Origin of the sequence: Shewanella donghaensis (assembly GCF_007567505.1) — a bacterium.
GTDB classification, from domain to species: domain Bacteria; phylum Pseudomonadota; class Gammaproteobacteria; order Enterobacterales; family Shewanellaceae; genus Shewanella; species Shewanella donghaensis.
Map to the genome: position 1 here is coordinate 1,954,992 of NZ_CP041783.1, position 19,888 is coordinate 1,974,879.

The window sequence follows — 19,888 nt, forward strand, 5'->3', positions numbered from 1 at the left end:
TTGTTTATACTAGATCTCAATCAACAAAGGAGCCTATGGCTCCTTTGTTGTTTTTCGTTCTATAGCCTGCATTTAGCTATTTGTTCAGTGAGCTAATCGTCATTGAACTGGCAGCTATAAGTCGATTGTTGGCTTTATTAATGAGATAACGTATTCTGAATAATATAAATGATTAAAATCGAATAAGTGAGTCGCTATATGGATGATAGAAGGAAATACACTCGCACTCTGTTTGCTGCTAAGGCGACATTGCACATCGACCAGAAAATCTACCAAACCAACATTTTAGATCTCAGTCTAAACGGGGCATTAGTCTCTGCTCCAGAGGGAATGATTGGCGAATTAGGTCAAGCAGTTAACCTAAGCCTGTTATTATCTGAATCTGATATCGAGATAAGTATGCAGACACTTTTAGTGCATATAAAAGAGCAACAATTGGGACTCAAGTGTAGCCATATAGATCTAGAGAGTATTACTCACCTGAAGCGAATCATGGAATTGAATACGGGTGATGCAGAACTACTACAGCGTGAGTTGGGTCAGCTATTTGTAAGCTGAGCAGGCTGATTATTTACAATCTGAATTGACTCGTTAAGCAGCGAGCAACCGATACTATTTTGCTGAGTAAAAGTGCTAAACAAAAGTTCTAATCATAAGCGCTAATCATAAGCGCTAATCATAAGCGCTAAAGCCACCAACTAGTATCAATCTCTTTGATTGGATAATCTTTACTGTCCAACAGAATCATTTTTCTTTTACTTAAATTCGCCTTTAATATTGATTCACTGTAATACTTCAAAAAGAGCATTTGAAAGGATAAATCTTCTGTTGCTATTTTTAGTCCTGCCTCTAAACGTTTAGCAAGGTCAGGGTTGCCTTTATTAACAAACATATAAACAGGCAAGTTATAAACTAAGACGATATTGGGCTCAATAGTCAAATCAGGTAAAGTATATTTTAACCGTTCTTTTTCTTCCCACACCTCATTAATCCCACGAGGAAAGTAATCGAAACGCTTAGCATCAAGCATTTTAGGAAGGCTACCATAGGTACTAATTTCTTGAGTCGGTAAATGATTCTGCTTCAATACATCAAGGTCAGCCCAATGTGAGCCAAAACCTGCCACAAAAGCTCTTCCTAACTGCTCTGCAGTTGAAATAGTGGTGAATTTTTCAATGTTATCTTGATGAATAAGCAAAATCCGATAACCCAATAATCCCTTTAATAATGGAATTTTAATCGGAATATAAGTTTCTTCTCTTTGCTTGCTTGAAGCAAGGAATGCCAAGTCAACTTCACCACGCTCAAGCATTTTCAAGCCTCGGCCAGGTGACACTTGCTCGGTAAATTGGAGACTGGTATCAGGATAATCTTCAGCGGTTTTATTCAGTGCTAATTCAAGCAGTTCAATATGATATTGAAAGTTAAATTCAGTCTGATACAGGCGCAATACCTGGGTGGAAGAAGTCCTTGCCGATACATCAGCAATAAACAATAACAATACAATCAAACAGCTCGTTTTGAATCCGTTAAACAGCGTCATATTCCCATTCAAAATACATCTAAAGCTACATCATTAATTTTGAATGGGATGGTATCGTTTTTTGTACACTTTTGCCCAGAGTTATTTAAATAAGAGTAAAAATCAATCAAAGATAAACGTCAATAAATAATGCCAGCATATACAAGATGCTAGTTAATAAGTTCTAGTAACTCGTGAATGGTCTTTATGGGGTGAATTTTAGCCCCTAAACCTTCCATAGACTTATGATAATTGCGATGTGGGATATAAATTTCGGTAAACCCATGCTGAACAGCTTCTTTCACTCTTGGGACGCCGCTATCTATTGGCCTGACATCACCATTTAAACTTAACTCCCCCATAATACAAGTCGTTCTAGATACCACAAAGTCATTGAGGCTACTTAATAATGCAGTGACTAAAGCCAAATCTATGCAGGTTTCTGACTCATCGATCTTTAACCCGCCGACTAAGTTAAAGTAAGTGTCGTGATATATTTTTGTGCTGGTATGTTTACGCAAAATCCCCGTTAGCATCTTGATTCGATTCATATTCAAACCAACACATACACGCTGAGGAAACTCCCCTTCTGTTTCTGTGGTTAAGCATTGAATTTCGAGCAATAAGTTTCGATTACCTTTGCGGATACAGGTAATCGCAGCGCCTGGAGACTCAGTAGTAGAGCCTGAAAGGAATATTTCACTTGGGTTATCAACGCTTATCATTCCCCGCTCAGTCATTTTAAATATACCGACGGTATCGACATCGCCGAAACGGTTTTTATTGGCTCTAAGCGTTCTAATTTGACCATCGTTACATTCTATATGGGTCAAACAGTCAACAATATGAATCAGAGTTTGTGGACCTGCGGTCTCATTATTCTTATTAACATGTGCAACTAAGAACATGGTGACGTTATTTTGCTTACAATACTGGGTCAATGCCTGAGCGCTGCTTTTAACTTGTGATGGCGAACCTGGGCTGCCATTAGCATTTTCAGATACTACGGCTTGAATCGAATCTATTACCGCAAACTTGATTTTCTTGGTTTCAAGCTCAGCAATAATGGCTTCGACGCTGGTTTCTGCCATTAAATATAAATTGTCTTCGTTGTAAGTTAAATTCAACCGATTTACCCGGTTTTTGAACTGAGACAATGATTCTTCAGCAGTACAATATAATGAAGGCATGACTTGTGACATACGGGCAATCAGATCTGACAATAACGTGGTTTTACCAGCACCGGGATCACCTGAAATGATATTCACCGATCCTGTGGTCAAGCCGCCACATAACACGCGATCAAGTTCACCAATACCGGTGAGCATCTTTTGAGCTTCAACCTCTTCAACTTCACCAAGCTTTTTTGAACCTCCGCCAACAGAGCCGGCATAGCCTCCAACTGATGTTGCTGATGGTTTAACCGCAGCAATACGCACTTCAGAAATAGTATTCCACTCTTGGCACGCATTACACTGTCCCTGCCAACGAGGAAAATCTTGTCCACACTCACTACAAACATACGCTGTTTTAATTTTTGCCATACATCACTTGTAAAATTAGAGTTAATTATCGTAGATTTACTAAAAATATTAAATAATATGCCATATAGCCAGCTTTAACAGACACATAACTTTTTTTTCTATAAAGTAAGCCTTAACTAGGCCGATAAGATTAACAGTCGGACTTGTAATTAGCACCTTAATCTAGAGCCTTAATGAAAAGAAACGATGAGTTTAGAAGATCATAGCCAGCTTATAGAGCAATTAAAACCACTTTTAATGGAACCTGATTTCAAAGATCTCTTTGAAAATTTGACCATTGATGAATCCAACTCGACTCGATTCCTATTAAAAATGGAATTGAACCGCATTTCAGCAATGTGTAGTCGTATTATTGATTTACGTGATAAAAGTGAGCTTGAATGCGAAGAGGTTAAGGTCTCAAAACAATTACACTTTCTCGATCCCCCAGCTAAACAATCTTTACTTGAATCTCTGCAATTGTTCAGAAACAAATACACAGTCGGTGTATACGAACATGTTCTGAATGAACACAAACAACGTAAAGACCAACTGCGTTTAAATAAGTCTACACAATCAACTGATATAGCCGAACTTATCACTCATGGAGTGGTATTAGGCAGTTATTTTAACCGCAGTGAAGAGCGAATGAATTACAGCATTCGTATCGAAGCATCTCAGCGTGATGGCGCTCAAATCAATGGTGTTAGTTTAGACTTATCTGTTGGTGGTGCTAGAGTTCGTTTGCCGTCAAAAGTTCGATTTGATCAAGATAAGCCACTGCGAATAAAATTATTAGAACTTAATGAAGAGTTCTTTTTTGAAGATCTTCAAAACGGCGTAGATTATCAAATAGTCGATATCCAAAACAAAGATGATAACGCCATTTTACGATTACGGCGTATCGGGGATAGTAAAGAATTAGATAAGGTATTAACTCAACTTATACGTAGCTATAAATTTCGTTATAAAGTGGATGTAAACGATGTAATTGTTAATGCCACAGGATTGGGTTTTGAGCGTCATTACTTACCTTTATTAACTCATTTGCCTCTTTATATTAGTTTGAATGAAGGCAAGCCATGTATATCTCACTTATTACTGAGCCGTGGAAATCAACCTTCATTACAATATTTTCAAGACGAAAAAGAAATATGTCAGCTTAGCGGAATGCTGACTAATAATCGCTTAGTCAACTTGATTAAACACCCTCAAGAAACTGATCATAGCTTGTTCTTTTGTTTTACTTATCAGGCCAAAGGAACAACCCAATTTTTCTCAGCATCACTTTTTGAATTAAAACAAAATGATGCGATGCGATTATTCTTTGGTTTTGGCGCTGCGAAAAACAGCTGGCGTATTTTTAAGGTCAACCAGCAAACTATTGACCATAAGTTGAACTACAAAACATCCACTTTACCAGGCGATGAGTCCCACTACTCGCCATTAACAGAGCAACAACTAGCAAGATTTAGCTATGTATTACAGTTAATTGATTTGACCAATGAAGAGGCACAATTAGGTTATAAAGCCTGGTTTAATGAAGAAGAAAACCTCAATGACTTAAAAGTTTTTAATCAAACTAAACTGAAAAAAAATTCAATTAAACGTTTATCTATGCCCTTTAGTGAAAGGCGACGAGAAGCGCGATACGCATTTAAAACCATTGTTGAAATTGAACAAAATGGCAAAAAAAGTACTGGTGTGACACATGATATTTCATCAAGAGGATTACAATTCACCCTCGATGACGAAACAGTGTTTTCTAGTCCTGCCGAAGTCCTGTTAAGCTTCCCTAAGCTTCAAGCAATCGCAGGAAAAACAAACTTATCACAGCTACCGTATCAGTTGATCCGTTCACGGAATAAAGACAAAACCTTACATCTATCAGCTCTGGTCGGTCACGACCCGCACATGGGAGTTGAGTTTATTAATAAGCTCATTAACCATAATAGAGATAAGTTAGAACAGTTATCTGACCATGAGGGTGAACTGAAAGAGTTAGCTGATGGAATGAAAAACCTGTTATTACGCCAGCTGGTCAGCGTGCCATTTTTCATTGAAAAAACAACTAAATCAGCTAAGTTAGCCTGTTTAGGCATTGGCGTAAAAAACGATGAAATAAGCCACTTGTTTGCGGCTGGTTCCACCAAGCCACTAAATTACAATCTGACGCCATTATTTAACGAGAGCCAATTCAAGCAGCTTATCATTGACCCTGTACGGACGATGAAAGCCATTGATGGTACGCAATATTTTGAAATTTTTCTGCAAGTCTCTCGTCAAGGTCGAGGCGCTATTAACATTCAATCCTGCTTAGTTAGTGATTTCAGTAGCCGCGCTGCACAAATTAAATTTGTTCGCCACGCACAAGCAGTTGGACGCTTCATGGCGTTACGTGTTTATTATGGTGCCACCGAGAAGCCTGATATGAGTTATATCCGCCGAGAAATGGAATATATCACTATTCACTCAAGCCACAGAGCCAAACAGTTAGATGATCAACTTTGGCGAGTTATAGGCGCGGGAGAGTTATTAGATATTACTTCAGAAGTTGAAGTGAGATTTCCTGAACTACATTAATTAGTTTTAGTACTCGGTATTTTTTAGTAACCAAACCTCTTCCTCAAAAAATTAAGAAGTTGATATAAAACTATTTATTTACACTAACCTCACTTGAATTGCTAAAGCTGTTGTACCACTGTTTCACTAATGGAAAATGGTCATCAATAGCAACGCTATCCGTTAACATTCCTGCATGGGTATAATCACGTTTAAAGCCATTATGTTTTGCCAATAACGTAAATTCAGCATCATGCATCAAGCACTCACCCATCATATCTTTCACATCTGATGGATTCCCTAACACCCAATCATTTTTAGCCGCTATAAACCAACTCGGTGGCCAAGTAATATTTTTCACAGCCTGGGCATAATCAAAATTATCGTGTAAATCAATCCAATCGCCCCGAACCCAGTCAATAGTTTCCAATAATGACTTTCTGCTTTCATTATCCATACCCATGCGATATTTTTCAGCAGCTAAATAGCCATCGACTCGCGTTAATAAAGGCGCGACACGATTCCAAAATAAATCCACCATCATGGTTTTACGAAAAGATTTAACCTTGATCGTTCTTTTAGTACCGAAAGTCACAAAAGAAGCCACTTGAGCGCGTAGTTTTTCAATACGGACATACGTGCTAGCCATGAGTACTCCGCCCCAAGAATGGGCGCACCAGTGCACCTTAGATGCCTTAGAGTGACTAAGGACAAACTCATGTGCTAAAGGGATTTGCTCAAGAATAACTTCGGTTTGGCCCAATGAATATGCAGAGCTAATTTTAGGTTCGCTTAAGCCTCTTCCTGCGGTATCAAGTACATAAACATCGAAACCTTGCTCCGCAAGATAACAGCCCAACCCTTTGCCTGAAGAGCTGTAAAATACGCGGCCATTTGACATGGCACCATGCAACATCAAAATGGCAGTATTGTTCGCTGATTCAGGTTTAGCTTTGATATGGCGGATGTGAAGTTGGCCATCTCGATAAGGAAGAAAGTGCGAATACTGCATAGTGGGAATAAGAACTATCTGGAAGTAAGAATGTTAACTACGGTAATCATAGCAAATGTTAATTACAAGTTAATTAGAGTAATAAAGCTAATTAACTAAAAATGGCTCACCTAGAGTGAACCATTTTTATCAAGAATAATTAAAGCCTAAATACCTTTCTCAGGCCTTATGCTTGAAGATAAAACACCAAGCAACGTAAATCAAGATTACTGATACTGGCATCTGCTGCGGCTAATAACTTAGGTTTCGCATGAAAAGCGATGCCAAAATCTGCAGCCTTAACCATTGGGATATCATTCGCCCCATCCCCAATAGCCACTCTCTGACCTGCTGGTATTTGCCAACTAGCACTGCTTTTATCAATCACATCGGCTTTATATTGTGCATCAACAACCTCACCAATCACTTCACCAGTGAGCTTACCGTCTTTGATCACAAGCTCGTTGGCATAAGCAGCATCCAATCCAAGTAAATCCTTCAAATACCCTACAAATGGGGTAAAGCCCCCAGATGCGAGCACAAGCTTCCAGTCATTAGGCTTTAATTCAGCCACTAAAGCTTTAAGACCTGGCATTAGAGGTAATTGCTCACATAACGTAGTAATAATCGTTTCACTTGCCCCTGCAAGCTTACTGACTCTTAAACGCAAACTCTCTTCAAAATCGAGCTCCCCTTGCATTGCTCGCTCAGTGACTTCAGATACCGCCTCTCCGACTCCTGCCATTGCAGCAAGCTCATCAATACACTCAATTTGAATAGCGGTTGAATCCATATCCATGACAAGTAAACCGGGTTTAAACAAGCTAGCCAGTGGTTGAGTAATATCTAATATATCTGCTTTAATACCTTGTGGGAATTGGTTAATAATCTCATCTAATGGCGCGCTTGAGGCAATTTCAAACCCTTTCAATTCGTTATGTCGCATCAGAGTGGCAAGCGAACAATCTTGGGCAATATTTTCGAACCAAGCATTAATCAGTTCAAATTCAGTTTGCTCAAATACGACTCGGCAACGATGAGGGTGTTTGACTTGGATATTATTTGAATACTCGTCTTCAAAGTGACGAGTTAAATTAATATTTTTATGAATTAAAGACGCATCAAGTGTTGAGAATAACCACGTTAATGGCTGAATAATATTTTGACTTTCCATGGACTGCATTTCCCCAATGATTGCGACTATCTACTATGATTTATTTCGATTAGTATTGATTAAATAGAAAAAACACTAAGGATTAAAGTGATTTTTGTTAAAGGTCTCAAGAAAAGCCAAAAAATCAGCAGATTAATTCAAATATTCATTGCCGTGATACTCATATTTGGCGTAGTTCACTTATGGAAGTCTAGTCTCAATAATGGTCAGAAACTACTTAATTCTCAAACACAGATCATGGCACGATTATTAGCAAAACAAGCCGCCAATGGTGCTGCACCAGCAATGCATTTGCAAAATGATGAGCAACTTCAATGGTTAGCAAATGCCCTGATTAACGACCCTAAGGTCATGTCAGTAAATATGTATAACTCACAAGGTGTACGATTAGCGTTTGCACAAAGTGTATCTGATGATGAGTTTGATGCAGATGATGAAGAGCTGCTCGCGCTGCTATCGCCATATAAGCCCTTAGTTGAAAATGTACTTCAAGGTGACAATAACCTGGGTTATATAGAAGTGCGCTTAAATTTACATATTTTCTTTGATGAATTAAAAAGCCTTTATCAAGAAAATATGAAACAACAACAAACCATGCTGATTATTGCTGGCCTCATTGGTTTGTTGCTTTCACGAGCTTTATCTTTTAAACGTGCTGACTTTGACCGCCGTAAAACCCGCGCGAAACAAGGCCGAAAAAATAGTATTCTAGCTCAAAAGAACCTAGCAGAAGAACAGCATAACTACATTGATGATTATGACACTGAGGATCTTGAAAGTGATGAATTAGACATCGAGAACTTGGACTCCGAGAACTTGGACCTCGATGAAGATTCAGTAGATGATTTAGAAGCCAACGAAGTTGATAAACGAGACGCTAAAGATAAACAAAATAAAACGATTAAAGCAAAGAAAGCTAAACCCGTTAAAAAGAACGAATAACGGTAATTTAGAAGAATACCTATTTCAGGACGAAATAAACATAACAAAAAAGGCGTAACCGAAATCGGTTACGCCTTTTATATGCTCGCTTAACTACACTCGATTAAAGAGTGATAGCAGCATCAAGCGTCATAATGATCATGTCATTAAAGGTATTTTGACGTTCATCAGAAGTGGTTTTTTCGCCAGTTCTGATATGGTCTGAAACAGTCACAACACATAACGCTTTAGCGCCAAGTTCGTGAGCTACGCCGTACAGGCCAGCAGCTTCCATTTCGACACCAAGAACACCCATTTTTTCCATCGTATCAAACATTGATGGATCAGGCGTATAGAACAAATCAGCAGAGAAAACGTTACCAACACGTACTTCAGTGCCGTGAGCTTTAGCTGATTCGATTACTGCATTCATTAAGCCATAATCTGCGATAGCGGCAAAATCTTGACCTTTAAAGCGTAAACGGTTTGCTTGCGAGTCAGTACAAGCGCCCATTCCGATAATCACATCACGTACTTTTACATCAGTACTGATTGCGCCACAAGAACCAACACGGATTAGGTTTTTAACACCGTAATCAGAAATTAATTCGTGAGCATAAATTGAACATGATGGAATACCCATGCCAGAACCCATAACTGAAATACGAGTGCCTTTATAAGTTCCAGTGAAACCGAACATGTTACGTACATCTGTTACTTGCTCTACATTTTCTAAAAATGTTTCAGCAATGTACTTTGCACGTAATGGATCGCCTGGAAATAAAACTGTTTCAGCAAATGCACCGTCAGCAGCATTAATATGTGGTGTAGCCATGTAAAACCCCTATTTTTTTATCTTATATCTGTAATATTGGTAACTAAGTCATCCCCTTAGCTACCAGACGTAATTCTACTATACTTATTAACAAATTAACCCAAGTAGATGACAAATGAACAATTAACGAATAAATGATTCGCCGTAGTCCATAGGTTCAAGTTGGAAATAAGTTGCAATAGATTGCCCAATATCAGCAAAACTATTTCGCAGACCTAAAGAACCCGCATCTAAACCCGCACCTAAAGCCAGTACAGGAACACGTTCACGTGTATGCTCAGTGCCAACCCAGCTTGGATCACAGCCATGATCGGCTGTCAGTAATAACAAATCATCAGGATTAAGTATCGCTAATAATTCCGGTAAACGTTGATCGAAATACTCTAATGCTTTGGCATAACCCGCAATATCGCGTCGATGTCCATAATGGGAGTCAAAATCAACAAAATTTGTAAATACAATGGTGTTATCTTCAGCACGTTTAATTTGTTCAAGCGTTGCATCAAATAGCTCTTCAAGCCCTGTGGCTTTGAATTTTTGGGTAATACCACTATGGGCATAAATATCGGCTATTTTACCAATACTGACCACTTCACCACCGGCTTCTTTAAGCTTATCTAGCACGGTTGGTGCTGGCGGTAGAACCGCATAATCATGACGATTACCAGTACGGGCAAAGTCCTCAGGTCCTTTACCAACAAAAGGACGCGCAATAACACGGCCAATATTGTAAGGCTCTAGCTCTTCACGGGTAATTTCACATAAACGGTAAAGGTTTTCTAAACCAAATGATTCTTCATGACAGGCAATTTGAAACACTGAATCTGCCGAAGTATAGAAAATAGGCATGCCAGAACGCATATGTTCTTCACCAAGCTCTTCTAAAATCGCGGTTCCAGAAGCGTGACAGTTACCTAAGAAATCAGTTAAACCTGCACGTTTCAAAATTTTATCTGTTAACTCTTTTGGAAATGAGTTCTTTAAATCTGAAAAGTAGCCCCATTCATATAAAACAGGTACACCTGCCATTTCCCAATGACCACTGGGGGTATCTTTACCCGTACTTAACTCATCAGCATAACCATATGAACCAATGACATCGACATTATCTGCGAACCCTTCAGCAAATTTACCGGTGCTTTCAAACCCAGCATGCCCTAAGCCCAATTTGGCTAAGTTAGGTAGCTTCAAAATCCCTTTACGCCCAATATCAGCTAGCCCTTCAGCACATGCTTGCGCAATATGTCCAAAAGTGTCAGAGCCTACGTCACCAAATTTGTCAGCATCAGTAGCAGCACCAACACCAAAAGAATCTAGCATTAAAATAAATGTACGTTTCATAATCATATTTCCTTATAAATCTGAAGCGCGGATATAACGATAGATTTCAGGCGTCTTTTCTGGCGCCGAATCAGCTATATGAATCGCTTGTTGAACTGCGGCTGACGCTTCTTCAAATGCGGCTTCAGATTGAGCATGTACCATTGCAATAGGTTTATCGTTTGAAACAAAGTCCCCTAAAGCACACATCTCAGTTAATCCGACACTGTAATCTAGTGCATCACCAGGTTTTCTGCGGCCACCACCAAGGGTAACAACGGCTAATCCTAGTTCACGTGTATCCATGCTATGAGCATAGCCTTGCTGTAAAGCATAAACAGGGCGAATAATTTGTGCATGCGGTAGGTACTTGTCATATGACTCAACAAAATCAGTTGGTCCGCCAAGCCCTGATACCATACGACCAAATATCTCAGCCGCTTTACCGTTATTTAATACCGTATTGAGTTTTGTACGCGCTTCAGCATCATTTTGGGCAATGCCACCTAAAACAAGCATTTCAGCACATAAACCCATTGTGACTTCGTAAAGCCTTGGATTACGATAAGTCCCAGTAAGGAAGTTGATCGCTTCACGAACTTCAACCGCATTACCTGCGCACGAAGCTAGCACTTGGTTCATGTCGGTTAATAAAGCCGTTGTTTTGGTGCCTGCACCGTTTGCCACAGCAGTAATACTACGAGCAAGTTCTTCTGATGCTTCATAAGTTGGCATAAATGCGCCACTACCGACTTTGACATCCATTGCTAATGCATCGAGACCTGCAGCAAGCTTTTTAGAAAGAATAGAAGCTGTGATTAGAGAGATAGATTCAACGGTGGCGGTATTATCGCGAATAGAATAGAAACGCTTATCGGCAGGAACTAAATCGCCAGTTTGGCCAATGATGGCCACACCCGCTTCTTTAACGACTTTACGAAACAGTTCGCTTGATGGCTCAGTTTGATAACCAGGAATGGCATCGAACTTATCTAATGTGCCACCGGTATGACCAAGTCCACGACCTGAAATCATCGGAACATAACCACCACAAGCTGCAGCCATAGGGCCAAGCATAAGGCTAATGACATCACCAACACCACCAGTGCTGTGTTTATCGATGATTGGGCCATCAAGAGATAGTGAGTCCCAATTGAGTACAGTACCAGAATCACGCATACCTGTAGTTAAGGCTATACGTTCATCCATGTTCATATCTTGAAAATAAACCGCCATACCAAAAGCAGCGATCTGCCCTTCTGATACAGTATTGTTAGTGATCCCATCAACAAAAAATTGAATTTCAGCTGAAGTTAATGCATCACCATTACGTTTTTTACGAATAATTTCTTGAGCGAGAAACATGCTACTTCCTCCAGCAAGATGAATAATTAAACCATCTTGCTACAACAATAAGGCACCGAATATCATAAAAATTACTCATTCGGTGCAATCGAAATCGTTATTTCAAAACCGTACTATATAAACTTGAATAGTAAACTTGGTTATTAACCTTAATTAGTAACCTTGTGCGCCAGCTGGTGCATCAGTTAGTTCAAGTGTATGAAGCAAGCTTGTTAGTAAGCTTGAAGCGCCAAATCTAAAGTGAGCAGGAGAAACCCAGTCAGCACCTAAAATACGTTCAGCCAAACCTAAAAACTCAGCCGTTGCCGCTGCATCACGTACGCCGCCAGCAGGTTTAAAACCAACTTTAGGGTTCTTTTCACTGATGACAGTCAACATGATTTCAGCCGCTTCAAGCGTGGCATTAACAGGCACTTTACCGGTTGATGTTTTAATGAAATCTGCACCAGCATCAATTGAAAGCTCAGAGGCTTTACGAATTAGAGCCGGATCTTTTAACTCACCCGATTCGATGATCACTTTTAAGATAGCTTCTTCGCCGCAAGCTTCTTTACACGCTTTAACCAGCTCAAAACCTAAAGACTCATTGCCTGCCATTAATGAACGGTAAGGGAATACAACATCAACTTCATCAGCGCCGTAAGCCACTGCTGCACGAGTTTCTAGTACTGCAATCGCAATATCGTCGTTACCGTGTGGGAAGTTAGTCACTGTGGCAATTTTAATGTCTTCACAATCAAGTTCGTTTAACGTTTTACGAGCGATTGGAATGAAACGAGGATAAATACAAATCGCTGCAGTATGACCTGCTGCTGAATTTGCTTTATGACATAAATCAATGACTTTTTGGTCAGTGTCATCGTCATTTAATGTGGTTAAATCCATTAATGAGATGCCAAGTTGTGCTGCTTTTTTTAAATCACTCATGTGTGCTCTCCGAAACAAAAACTAAATAAAAAATTGTTAAGGCAATGCATAAAGCTGGCATTTGTATATTGGTGAGGCCGGGCCTTCGAGCATTGCCAGTAAATTAATTCTTAAATTACTGAACTAAGTATTCAATCTGATAACGAGTACCACGACTTGAATCCTTGAAGACCGGAAGAGGTGAAACAACGATGTGTTATTCCATCCATTCCGCGAAAAATCCCTTTTAGCGCGCAAAACAATCCAAACTAATAAAGAACATGGTTTTATTGTTTGGCTGTTAATTTTTAGCTAAATACACTTTTATAAATTATACGATGTATTTAAGTAAAGGCTAACATATTCTTGTAAAAATTTAGAGCCGTACAAGTACGGCTCTAATCACTTTCAAGTCAATTTAGAACTTGTAAGTAGCTGTTAGGTAGTGAGCGAAACCAGTAGTTTCTAAACCTACGATACCAGCACCATCTTCAAGAAGGTAAACGTCTTTATACGCTTTTAAGCCATAACCTAGAGCGTAGTTGTCTGAATGCCAATGTAAACCGAAGTATGCTGCGCCACCGTTGCTAGACATAGGTACAAACTCATTGCCGTAATCATCGTCAGCACCAAATTGGTAATCAACGTAACCCTGGAAAGAAACGAAAGTTCCGTTATCAAAGTTCATTACCGGCTTGAACCAGTTCATAGAGAATTGGTAACCATTCCAATCTTTACCATTCATGTCGTAATGAGCGTATATGTTCATGCCAGTTTTACCTAACCATGGAACCATAACGTCAGCACCTAAACCCCAGAAAGATGCATTCACGTCTTCTGCGATTGGTCCGCCACCCCAGTTAAATAAAGTAGAGAAGTAAACTTCTTGAATAGGACCAACTGAAAGGTCTAAACCAGTAATTGCATCAAGAGAAAAACGAGGTGCAAACTTCATGAACATACGGTTTTCACCGTAACCTTTATCACCAGAATCTTGAGTGAATAAGTTGAAAACATCAACGTAACCGTATAAATCAACAACACCAGCACGGCCGCCAAATTCCATTTCTAAGTAATCGTGACCACTTTCACCACCACTTGGTAATTCATCAAAAGCGTACATTGCATTGAACTGCATCCAACTGTAATCACCAGAACGGATGTCTTCGCCACGGTCAGCAGCCATTGCTGGTGCGGCCATTGCAGCGATAGTCGTTGCAGCTAAAGCTAAAGTTTTAACATTTTTCATTTTATCAACCCCATTGATTTATTTATTACCACCTACGTGGGTGGCGTTTTTTATAAACGTTTGCATTGTACATCTAATGAATAAAAGCTCAATACAAAATAGCAAAAATACGAATACTTAATCCCAAAATGTGAACAATATCTCTACTTTTAACTAACAATTTATAATTAAACAATCTAAAAAACTGCATTAACCTACCATTACATCATAATAAAACTACTGGCAATTAACACACCAGAAACTTAATTATTCCATTATGTTTAGTTAACGAATGACATGACATTTAAAAAAATTAAAAAAAGACCGTTATTATCAGGTAATAACGGTCATTTCATTTGCTGACTTGTATAACTTAACTGATGATTAAATCGCTAAGAATAGACCAGCAAGTGTTGCACTCATTAAGTTAGCTAATGATGCAGCAATTACAGCACGTAAACCAAGCTTAGCAAGGTCATGGCGACGACTAGGAGCCATAGCGCCTAAACCACCTAACAGAATCGCAATAGACGATAAGTTAGCGAATCCACATAATGCGAATGAAATGATAGCTTTAGTTCTATCAGACATCATCATGCCAGTTTCTGCTACTACCTTGAAACCTTCAGCTGAAGAGTCAAGTAAGTATGGAGCAAAGTTAAGGTATGCAACGAATTCGTTTACAACAATCTTTTGACCGATGAAAGAACCTGCAACCATTGCTTCGTTCCAAGGTACACCGATTAAGAATGCTAAAGGCATAAAGATGTAACCTAGGATTAACTCTAGTGATAAAGCTTCAATACCGAACCATCCACCGATACCACCTAGCATGCCATTGATCATTGCAATAAGACCAACGAATGCAAGTAACATAGCACCTACGTTCAATGCTAAATGCAAACCTGAAGCCGCACCTGATGCTGCTGCATCAATTACGTTAGCAGGCTTATCAGTATCTTCTGGAAGATCTGACATGTCATTTTTAGCAACTTCAGTTTCAGGATGCATTAGTTTAGCCATCATCAAACCACCAGGAGCGGCCATGAATGATGCAGCAACTAAGTACTCAATTTTCACACCCATACCGGCATAGCCAGCTAATACTGCACCAGCAATAGAAGCAAGACCACCAACCATGATAGCGAACAATTCTGAGTTCGTCATAGTAGGGATGAAAGGGCGCACTACAAGTGGAGCTTCAGTTTGACCAACGAAGATATTCGCTGTAGCAGACATAGACTCAGTACGGCTTGTACCTAGTGCTTTTTGTAAAGCACCACCGATGAACTTAATGACTACCTGCATAACACCTAGGTAGTAAAGAACAGCGATTAATGAAGAGAAGAAAATGATAACAGGTAGCACTCGTATAGCGAATACGAAACCAACACCGTTAGCAAACATTGCATCAGTACCTAAACCACCAAACAAGAAGTTGATACCAGCTTGAGAATAACCAATTACATCTGCAACGCCTTGTGAAACACCACCAAGAATTTGCTGACCAACTGGCACATATAAAACGAAACCCGCAAAAAACGCTTGAATGGCTAAAGCACCAAGAACAGTACGAGCACTAATTGCTTTTCTGTTATTTGATAGTGCATAACCGATTGCTAGTATGGTAACCACCCCAACTAGACTCATTAGTATATCCATTAATCATCACCCTTTTAATTTGTTAACGATATGTTTATTTGTTGTTAACTCACCTAATTTCCGTTAATGATTATAACCGAGCGTCAGAGTAAAATCGTGGATTAGATCATACTTTTAGAGTTTAATTTCAGGATCTTATCCAACATTAACATTCGTTAATAAGCGTGTTTAAAAAAAAAGAACTACAGCTCAAACAGTTGAGAGACGTTTCGATCTAATTGTTCTAAAATAAAAACAGTTGTTTTTTTTTGTAAATTTGCGATCTTTTGAACAAAATTTGACAGTTGAAGCGGAGTATTCCGTTTTTCAACTGAATTATAGGGGGTCATGCTAGGGGAGTCTGTTTCAATTATGAAGTGTTTAATATCGACTTCTGTTACCGTTTTATGTAATTTTTTCGCATGAGGGTTCATGAGTAAACCTCCAATTCCTAATTTGTAACCTAGCTTTATATAGGATTGAGCTAATTCTGGTCCACCATAAAAGCCATGAATAACGCCACCTTTTTGATTTTGATATGTCTTTAAGCTTGCTAATAACTCTGGATGCGCTTTTACAGCATGTAAAATAACCGGCAAATTCCAATCAATCGCCATGCCTAATTGCCCTGTTAGCAGTTCAATCTGTGGTTGGCCCCAACCTTTTAGCTTATCAAGCCCACATTCACCTAATGCAACGAAGTTATCATCAGCATTATGTATACCGATATGATGATTTAGAGCATCTAAAGATTTAGGAATATCATCAGGCACGTACCAAGGGTGAATACCAAGGGCAAAATAACAATTAAACTCGTTAGCAATTGCTATTTGTTTTGACCAATTTGACTCTCTAATACCTGGAATTAACGCCGTTTCGATTCCATTTACATGCATTTGTTGAAATAAAGTCGCTCTATCATGATCAAAATCAGCTAAATCTAAATGGGCGTGGGAATCTATCATAAGGCTTCCTTTGAAATAGCGTTTTACCGAATATTGACGATAAAACTTACGATGACTTTAAATAGAAGGCAATAAAAAAGGCGGTATAACCGCCTTTTAAATAGTAAAAATACATTACTTAATGATTAATTTTCTCGGGTTTTAGCAAAATCAACATCAGGGTATCGTTCCATCGATAAATTGAGATTGACCATAGTGGGAGCAATATAAGTTAAGTTATTACCGCCATCTAAGGCTAAATTGCTACTGCATTTGCGACGGAACTCTTCAAGTTTACGTTCGTCTTTACAGTAAACCCAACGAGCGGTCGACACGCTAATACCTTCGTAAATAGCTTCGACGTTATATTCACTCTTAAGGCGTCCAACAACCACTTCAAACTGGAGTACACCAACCGCACCTACTATTAAGTCGTTGGTATCAAGCGGTCTAAAGACCTGAACCGCCCCTTCTTCAGCCAGCTGTACTAACCCTTTCAGTAACTGCTTTTGCTTTAAAGGATCTTTTAAGCGAATACGACGGAACATTTCCGGTGCGAAGTTAGGTATACCAGTAAACTTAAGCTTTTCACCTTGGCTAAACGTATCACCAATTTGAATGGTGCCATGGTTATGCAAACCAATGATGTCACCAGGGTAGGCTTCTTCAACCTGTTCACGGTCGCCAGCAACAAATGTCAATGCATCCGAGATACGCACATCTTTACCGACACGTACGTGGTGCATTTTCATGCCTTTCTCATACTTGCCAGAGACAATACGCATAAACGCAACACGATCTCGATGTTTTGGATCCATGTTTGCTTGAATTTTAAATACGAAGCCGGAGAACTTTTCCTCTTCAGCTTGTATGTCACGTACTTCCGTTCCGCGAGGTTGTGGTTTAGGAGCCCACTCAATCAATCCATCAAGCACATGGTCAACACCAAAGTTACCGAGTGCAGTACCAAAGTAAACTGGCGATAACTTACCCGCTAAAAATGCTTCTAATTCGAATTCGTGTGATGCGCCGATAACTAATTCTAATTCTTCACGTAATAACTCGGCCAGCTCAGTACCAATGGCTTCATCAAGCTCTGGATTATCAAGACCTTTAACTGTGCGTACTTCTTGGATTTTATGACCTTGACCTGATTGATACAAAATCGCTTCACCACGAAGAATATGGTAAACACCTTTAAATGATTTACCACAGCCAATAGGCCATGTAATTGGTGCACACGCAATTTTCAGCTCAGTCTCAACTTCGTCCATCACTTCCATAGGATCACGAATATCACGGTCACATTTGTTCATAAAAGTGACAATAGGCGTATCACGTAAACGAGTGACTTCCATTAATTTACGGGTTCGATCTTCTACACCTTTAGCTGAATCAATGACCATGAGGCAAGAATCAACCGCGGTTAAGGTACGGTAAGTATCTTCAGAGAAATCTTCGTGACCCGGTGTATCAAGTAGGTTAACTAGGCAATCACTATACGGAAACTGCATTACCGAAGTAGTAATAGAAATACCACGATCTTTTTCCATCTCCATCCAGTCAGATTTTGCATGCTGTTTAGAGCCACGACCTTTAACGGTACCCGCAACTTGAATTGCTTGTCCGAATAAAAGTACTTTCTCAGTAATAGTGGTCTTACCGGCATCAGGATGCGAAATAATCGCGAAGGTTCGACGTTTATCGACCTCTACAGTTTGAACTGACATGGTTGTCTTTGCCCTAGCATAATAAAAAGGCGCAAATTATAGCGTTTCCCACCTACATTGGCTAGGTAAACTCACTTTAATCAACACCGAACCATTCATAGAAGAATGAAATAAAAAAGGCTAATGAATATTCATTAGCCTTTGATCACAATTACTCAATTATGAGTGAAATTAATAGTAAAACTATTAATAAATTATTTTGTCACTTGAGACTGCTCAAGCATCTGCTGAGCTTGGCCTAATTCGATTCTTGCATAACGATGTTCAACAAAATCATAAATGTTTGTCGCCAGTGTTAATCGATAATAATCGACCGCAAGCTGGTAATCTTGTTGTTCAACCGCTTTTTTAGCTAAGTAAAAATACGCTTCACATAGACGTTCAGAATATTCTTTAGGTTGGCTTAAGTTTGCCTTTGCAGCCTCAAAAACCTGTTCTTTAGTCAATGTACCTAAGTAATAATCTACTAATACTGATGACCATGCTTGATCACTTAGCGCTTTGCGATTGTTTAGCAGTTCAGTTTGTGCCATTTCTTGGTTATTTGGCTCTTGAACAAGATAAAGCCACAAAGCACGGTACCCATCTGATGGGTCTTTTGCTAAAAACGACTTCATATCTTGCGTAGCTAATTCATAACGTTCACCGTAGTACAAAGCAATACCGCGGTTCAAATAGGCATAATCATATTGAGGAGAAAGTTCTAGCACACCATCGAAAGATTCATAGGCTGGTTCAAACTCACCTTCTTGGGTGTAATAAATCCCTAAGAAATTATAAGCATCGGCAAGATTGGGCTGTAATTTGATAGCTTGGTGAAAATCAATTCTCGCTAGAAGTCGTAAACCGACACTGTCATAAATAACGCCACGATCATAATGAAAACGTGCTCGCTGTTCAGCAGTTAGCTCCATTGAACCTAAAATTTCATTGAGCTTAGCCAATGTCACTTCTAATTTGTAATCAGGTACATTCGGTGCAACCATTACTTTGCCTGATGCTGCACTATCGCTGCTTCCAGAAAGTGATGCGCAACCTGACAATAACATACTGGCACCAACACATAATGCTACAACAGTGGTACGTAATTTGTGTTCCATTTAAATACCTTATCAGGTTCTATAATTACTTTGCATCATAACAACCAAAAGCTCCAAGGGCTACGCAGTTACAGATTAATTTTCAATTGTTTATTTTAGGCAATAAAAAAGGAGAGCCTAGGCTCT

16 protein-coding genes are annotated in these 19,888 nt (G+C 39.3%); 3 read left to right on the top strand and 13 right to left on the bottom strand.

Going from position 1 to position 19,888, the window contains the following annotated elements:
* The first annotated feature begins 198 nt into the window (after window positions 1-198).
* The gene (locus tag FPK91_RS08380; protein ID WP_144210396.1) at window positions 199-558 is read left to right on the top strand and encodes a PilZ domain-containing protein; all 360 of its coding nucleotides are present in this window, start codon (window positions 199-201) and stop codon (window positions 556-558) included.
* 127 nt (window positions 559-685) lie between these two features.
* Here FPK91_RS08380 and FPK91_RS08385 read toward each other — a convergent pair whose 3' ends face one another.
* Both FPK91_RS08385 and radA read right to left on the bottom strand, forming a co-directional pair.
* Window positions 686-1,495 carry a type 2 periplasmic-binding domain-containing protein gene (locus FPK91_RS08385; protein WP_144210398.1) on the bottom strand — a complete coding sequence of 270 codons (810 nt, stop codon included), beginning with the start codon at window positions 1,493-1,495 and terminating at the stop codon, window positions 686-688.
* Between the two features lie 197 nt (window positions 1,496-1,692).
* Entirely contained in the window at window positions 1,693-3,066 is a 1,374-nt protein-coding gene (radA, locus tag FPK91_RS08390; RefSeq protein WP_144210400.1) for a DNA repair protein RadA, read from the bottom strand.
* A gap of 186 nt (window positions 3,067-3,252) precedes the next feature.
* Here radA and FPK91_RS08395 point away from each other — a divergent pair, with 186 nt between their 5' ends.
* Window positions 3,253-5,628 carry a PilZ domain-containing protein gene (locus tag FPK91_RS08395; protein ID WP_144210407.1) on the top strand — a complete coding sequence of 792 codons (2,376 nt, stop codon included), beginning with the start codon at window positions 3,253-3,255 and terminating at the stop codon, window positions 5,626-5,628.
* Window positions 5,629-5,698: 70 nt separating this feature from the next.
* On the opposite strand, the gene FPK91_RS08400 is transcribed toward FPK91_RS08395, so the two are convergent.
* Together FPK91_RS08400 and serB are read right to left on the bottom strand one after the other, a co-directional pair.
* On the bottom strand, window positions 5,699-6,619 hold the full coding sequence (locus tag FPK91_RS08400; RefSeq protein ID WP_144210408.1) for an alpha/beta fold hydrolase: 921 nt from the start codon (window positions 6,617-6,619) through the stop codon (window positions 5,699-5,701).
* A gap of 166 nt (window positions 6,620-6,785) precedes the next feature.
* On the bottom strand, window positions 6,786-7,772 hold the full coding sequence (gene serB / locus FPK91_RS08405; protein ID WP_144210410.1) for a phosphoserine phosphatase SerB: 987 nt from the start codon (window positions 7,770-7,772) through the stop codon (window positions 6,786-6,788).
* An 87-nt stretch (window positions 7,773-7,859) separates the two neighbouring features.
* Here serB and FPK91_RS08410 point away from each other — a divergent pair, with 87 nt between their 5' ends.
* The gene (locus FPK91_RS08410; RefSeq protein ID WP_144210412.1) at window positions 7,860-8,714 is read left to right on the top strand and encodes an AhpA/YtjB family protein; all 855 of its coding nucleotides are present in this window, start codon (window positions 7,860-7,862) and stop codon (window positions 8,712-8,714) included.
* Window positions 8,715-8,817: 103 nt separating this feature from the next.
* Here the strand turns inward: FPK91_RS08410 and deoD are convergent, their stop codons facing one another.
* The 9 genes from deoD to nlpI form a co-directional block, all read right to left on the bottom strand.
* Window positions 8,818-9,528: a purine-nucleoside phosphorylase gene (deoD, locus tag FPK91_RS08415; RefSeq protein WP_144210414.1), complete on the bottom strand. Its 711-nt coding sequence runs from the start codon at window positions 9,526-9,528 to the stop codon at window positions 8,818-8,820.
* A 123-nt stretch (window positions 9,529-9,651) separates the two neighbouring features.
* Window positions 9,652-10,869, bottom strand: a complete 1,218-nt coding sequence (locus FPK91_RS08420) for a phosphopentomutase (protein WP_144210416.1) — start codon at window positions 10,867-10,869, stop codon at window positions 9,652-9,654.
* Between the two features lie 12 nt (window positions 10,870-10,881).
* Window positions 10,882-12,213 (bottom strand): thymidine phosphorylase, encoded by a 1,332-nt coding sequence (gene deoA, locus FPK91_RS08425; RefSeq protein ID WP_144210418.1) that lies wholly within the window; start codon window positions 12,211-12,213, stop codon window positions 10,882-10,884.
* Between the two features lie 153 nt (window positions 12,214-12,366).
* Window positions 12,367-13,140: a deoxyribose-phosphate aldolase gene (gene deoC, locus FPK91_RS08430; RefSeq protein WP_144210420.1), complete on the bottom strand. Its 774-nt coding sequence runs from the start codon at window positions 13,138-13,140 to the stop codon at window positions 12,367-12,369.
* Between the two features lie 397 nt (window positions 13,141-13,537).
* Window positions 13,538-14,368 carry a nucleoside-specific channel-forming Tsx family protein gene (locus tag FPK91_RS08435; protein ID WP_144210422.1) on the bottom strand — a complete coding sequence of 277 codons (831 nt, stop codon included), beginning with the start codon at window positions 14,366-14,368 and terminating at the stop codon, window positions 13,538-13,540.
* A 363-nt stretch (window positions 14,369-14,731) separates the two neighbouring features.
* On the bottom strand, window positions 14,732-16,009 hold the full coding sequence (locus FPK91_RS08440; RefSeq protein WP_144210424.1) for a NupC/NupG family nucleoside CNT transporter: 1,278 nt from the start codon (window positions 16,007-16,009) through the stop codon (window positions 14,732-14,734).
* Window positions 16,010-16,191: 182 nt separating this feature from the next.
* Complete coding sequence (locus FPK91_RS08445) at window positions 16,192-16,953, bottom strand: TatD family hydrolase (RefSeq protein ID WP_144210426.1); 762 nt, start codon at window positions 16,951-16,953, stop codon at window positions 16,192-16,194.
* A gap of 125 nt (window positions 16,954-17,078) precedes the next feature.
* Window positions 17,079-18,662, bottom strand: a complete 1,584-nt coding sequence (prfC, locus tag FPK91_RS08450) for a peptide chain release factor 3 (RefSeq protein ID WP_144210428.1) — start codon at window positions 18,660-18,662, stop codon at window positions 17,079-17,081.
* Window positions 18,663-18,856: 194 nt separating this feature from the next.
* A complete protein-coding gene (gene nlpI / locus FPK91_RS08455; RefSeq protein ID WP_144210430.1) occupies window positions 18,857-19,762 on the bottom strand; it encodes a lipoprotein NlpI in 906 nt (301 codons plus the stop codon).
* Window positions 19,763-19,888: the final 126 nt, after the last annotated feature.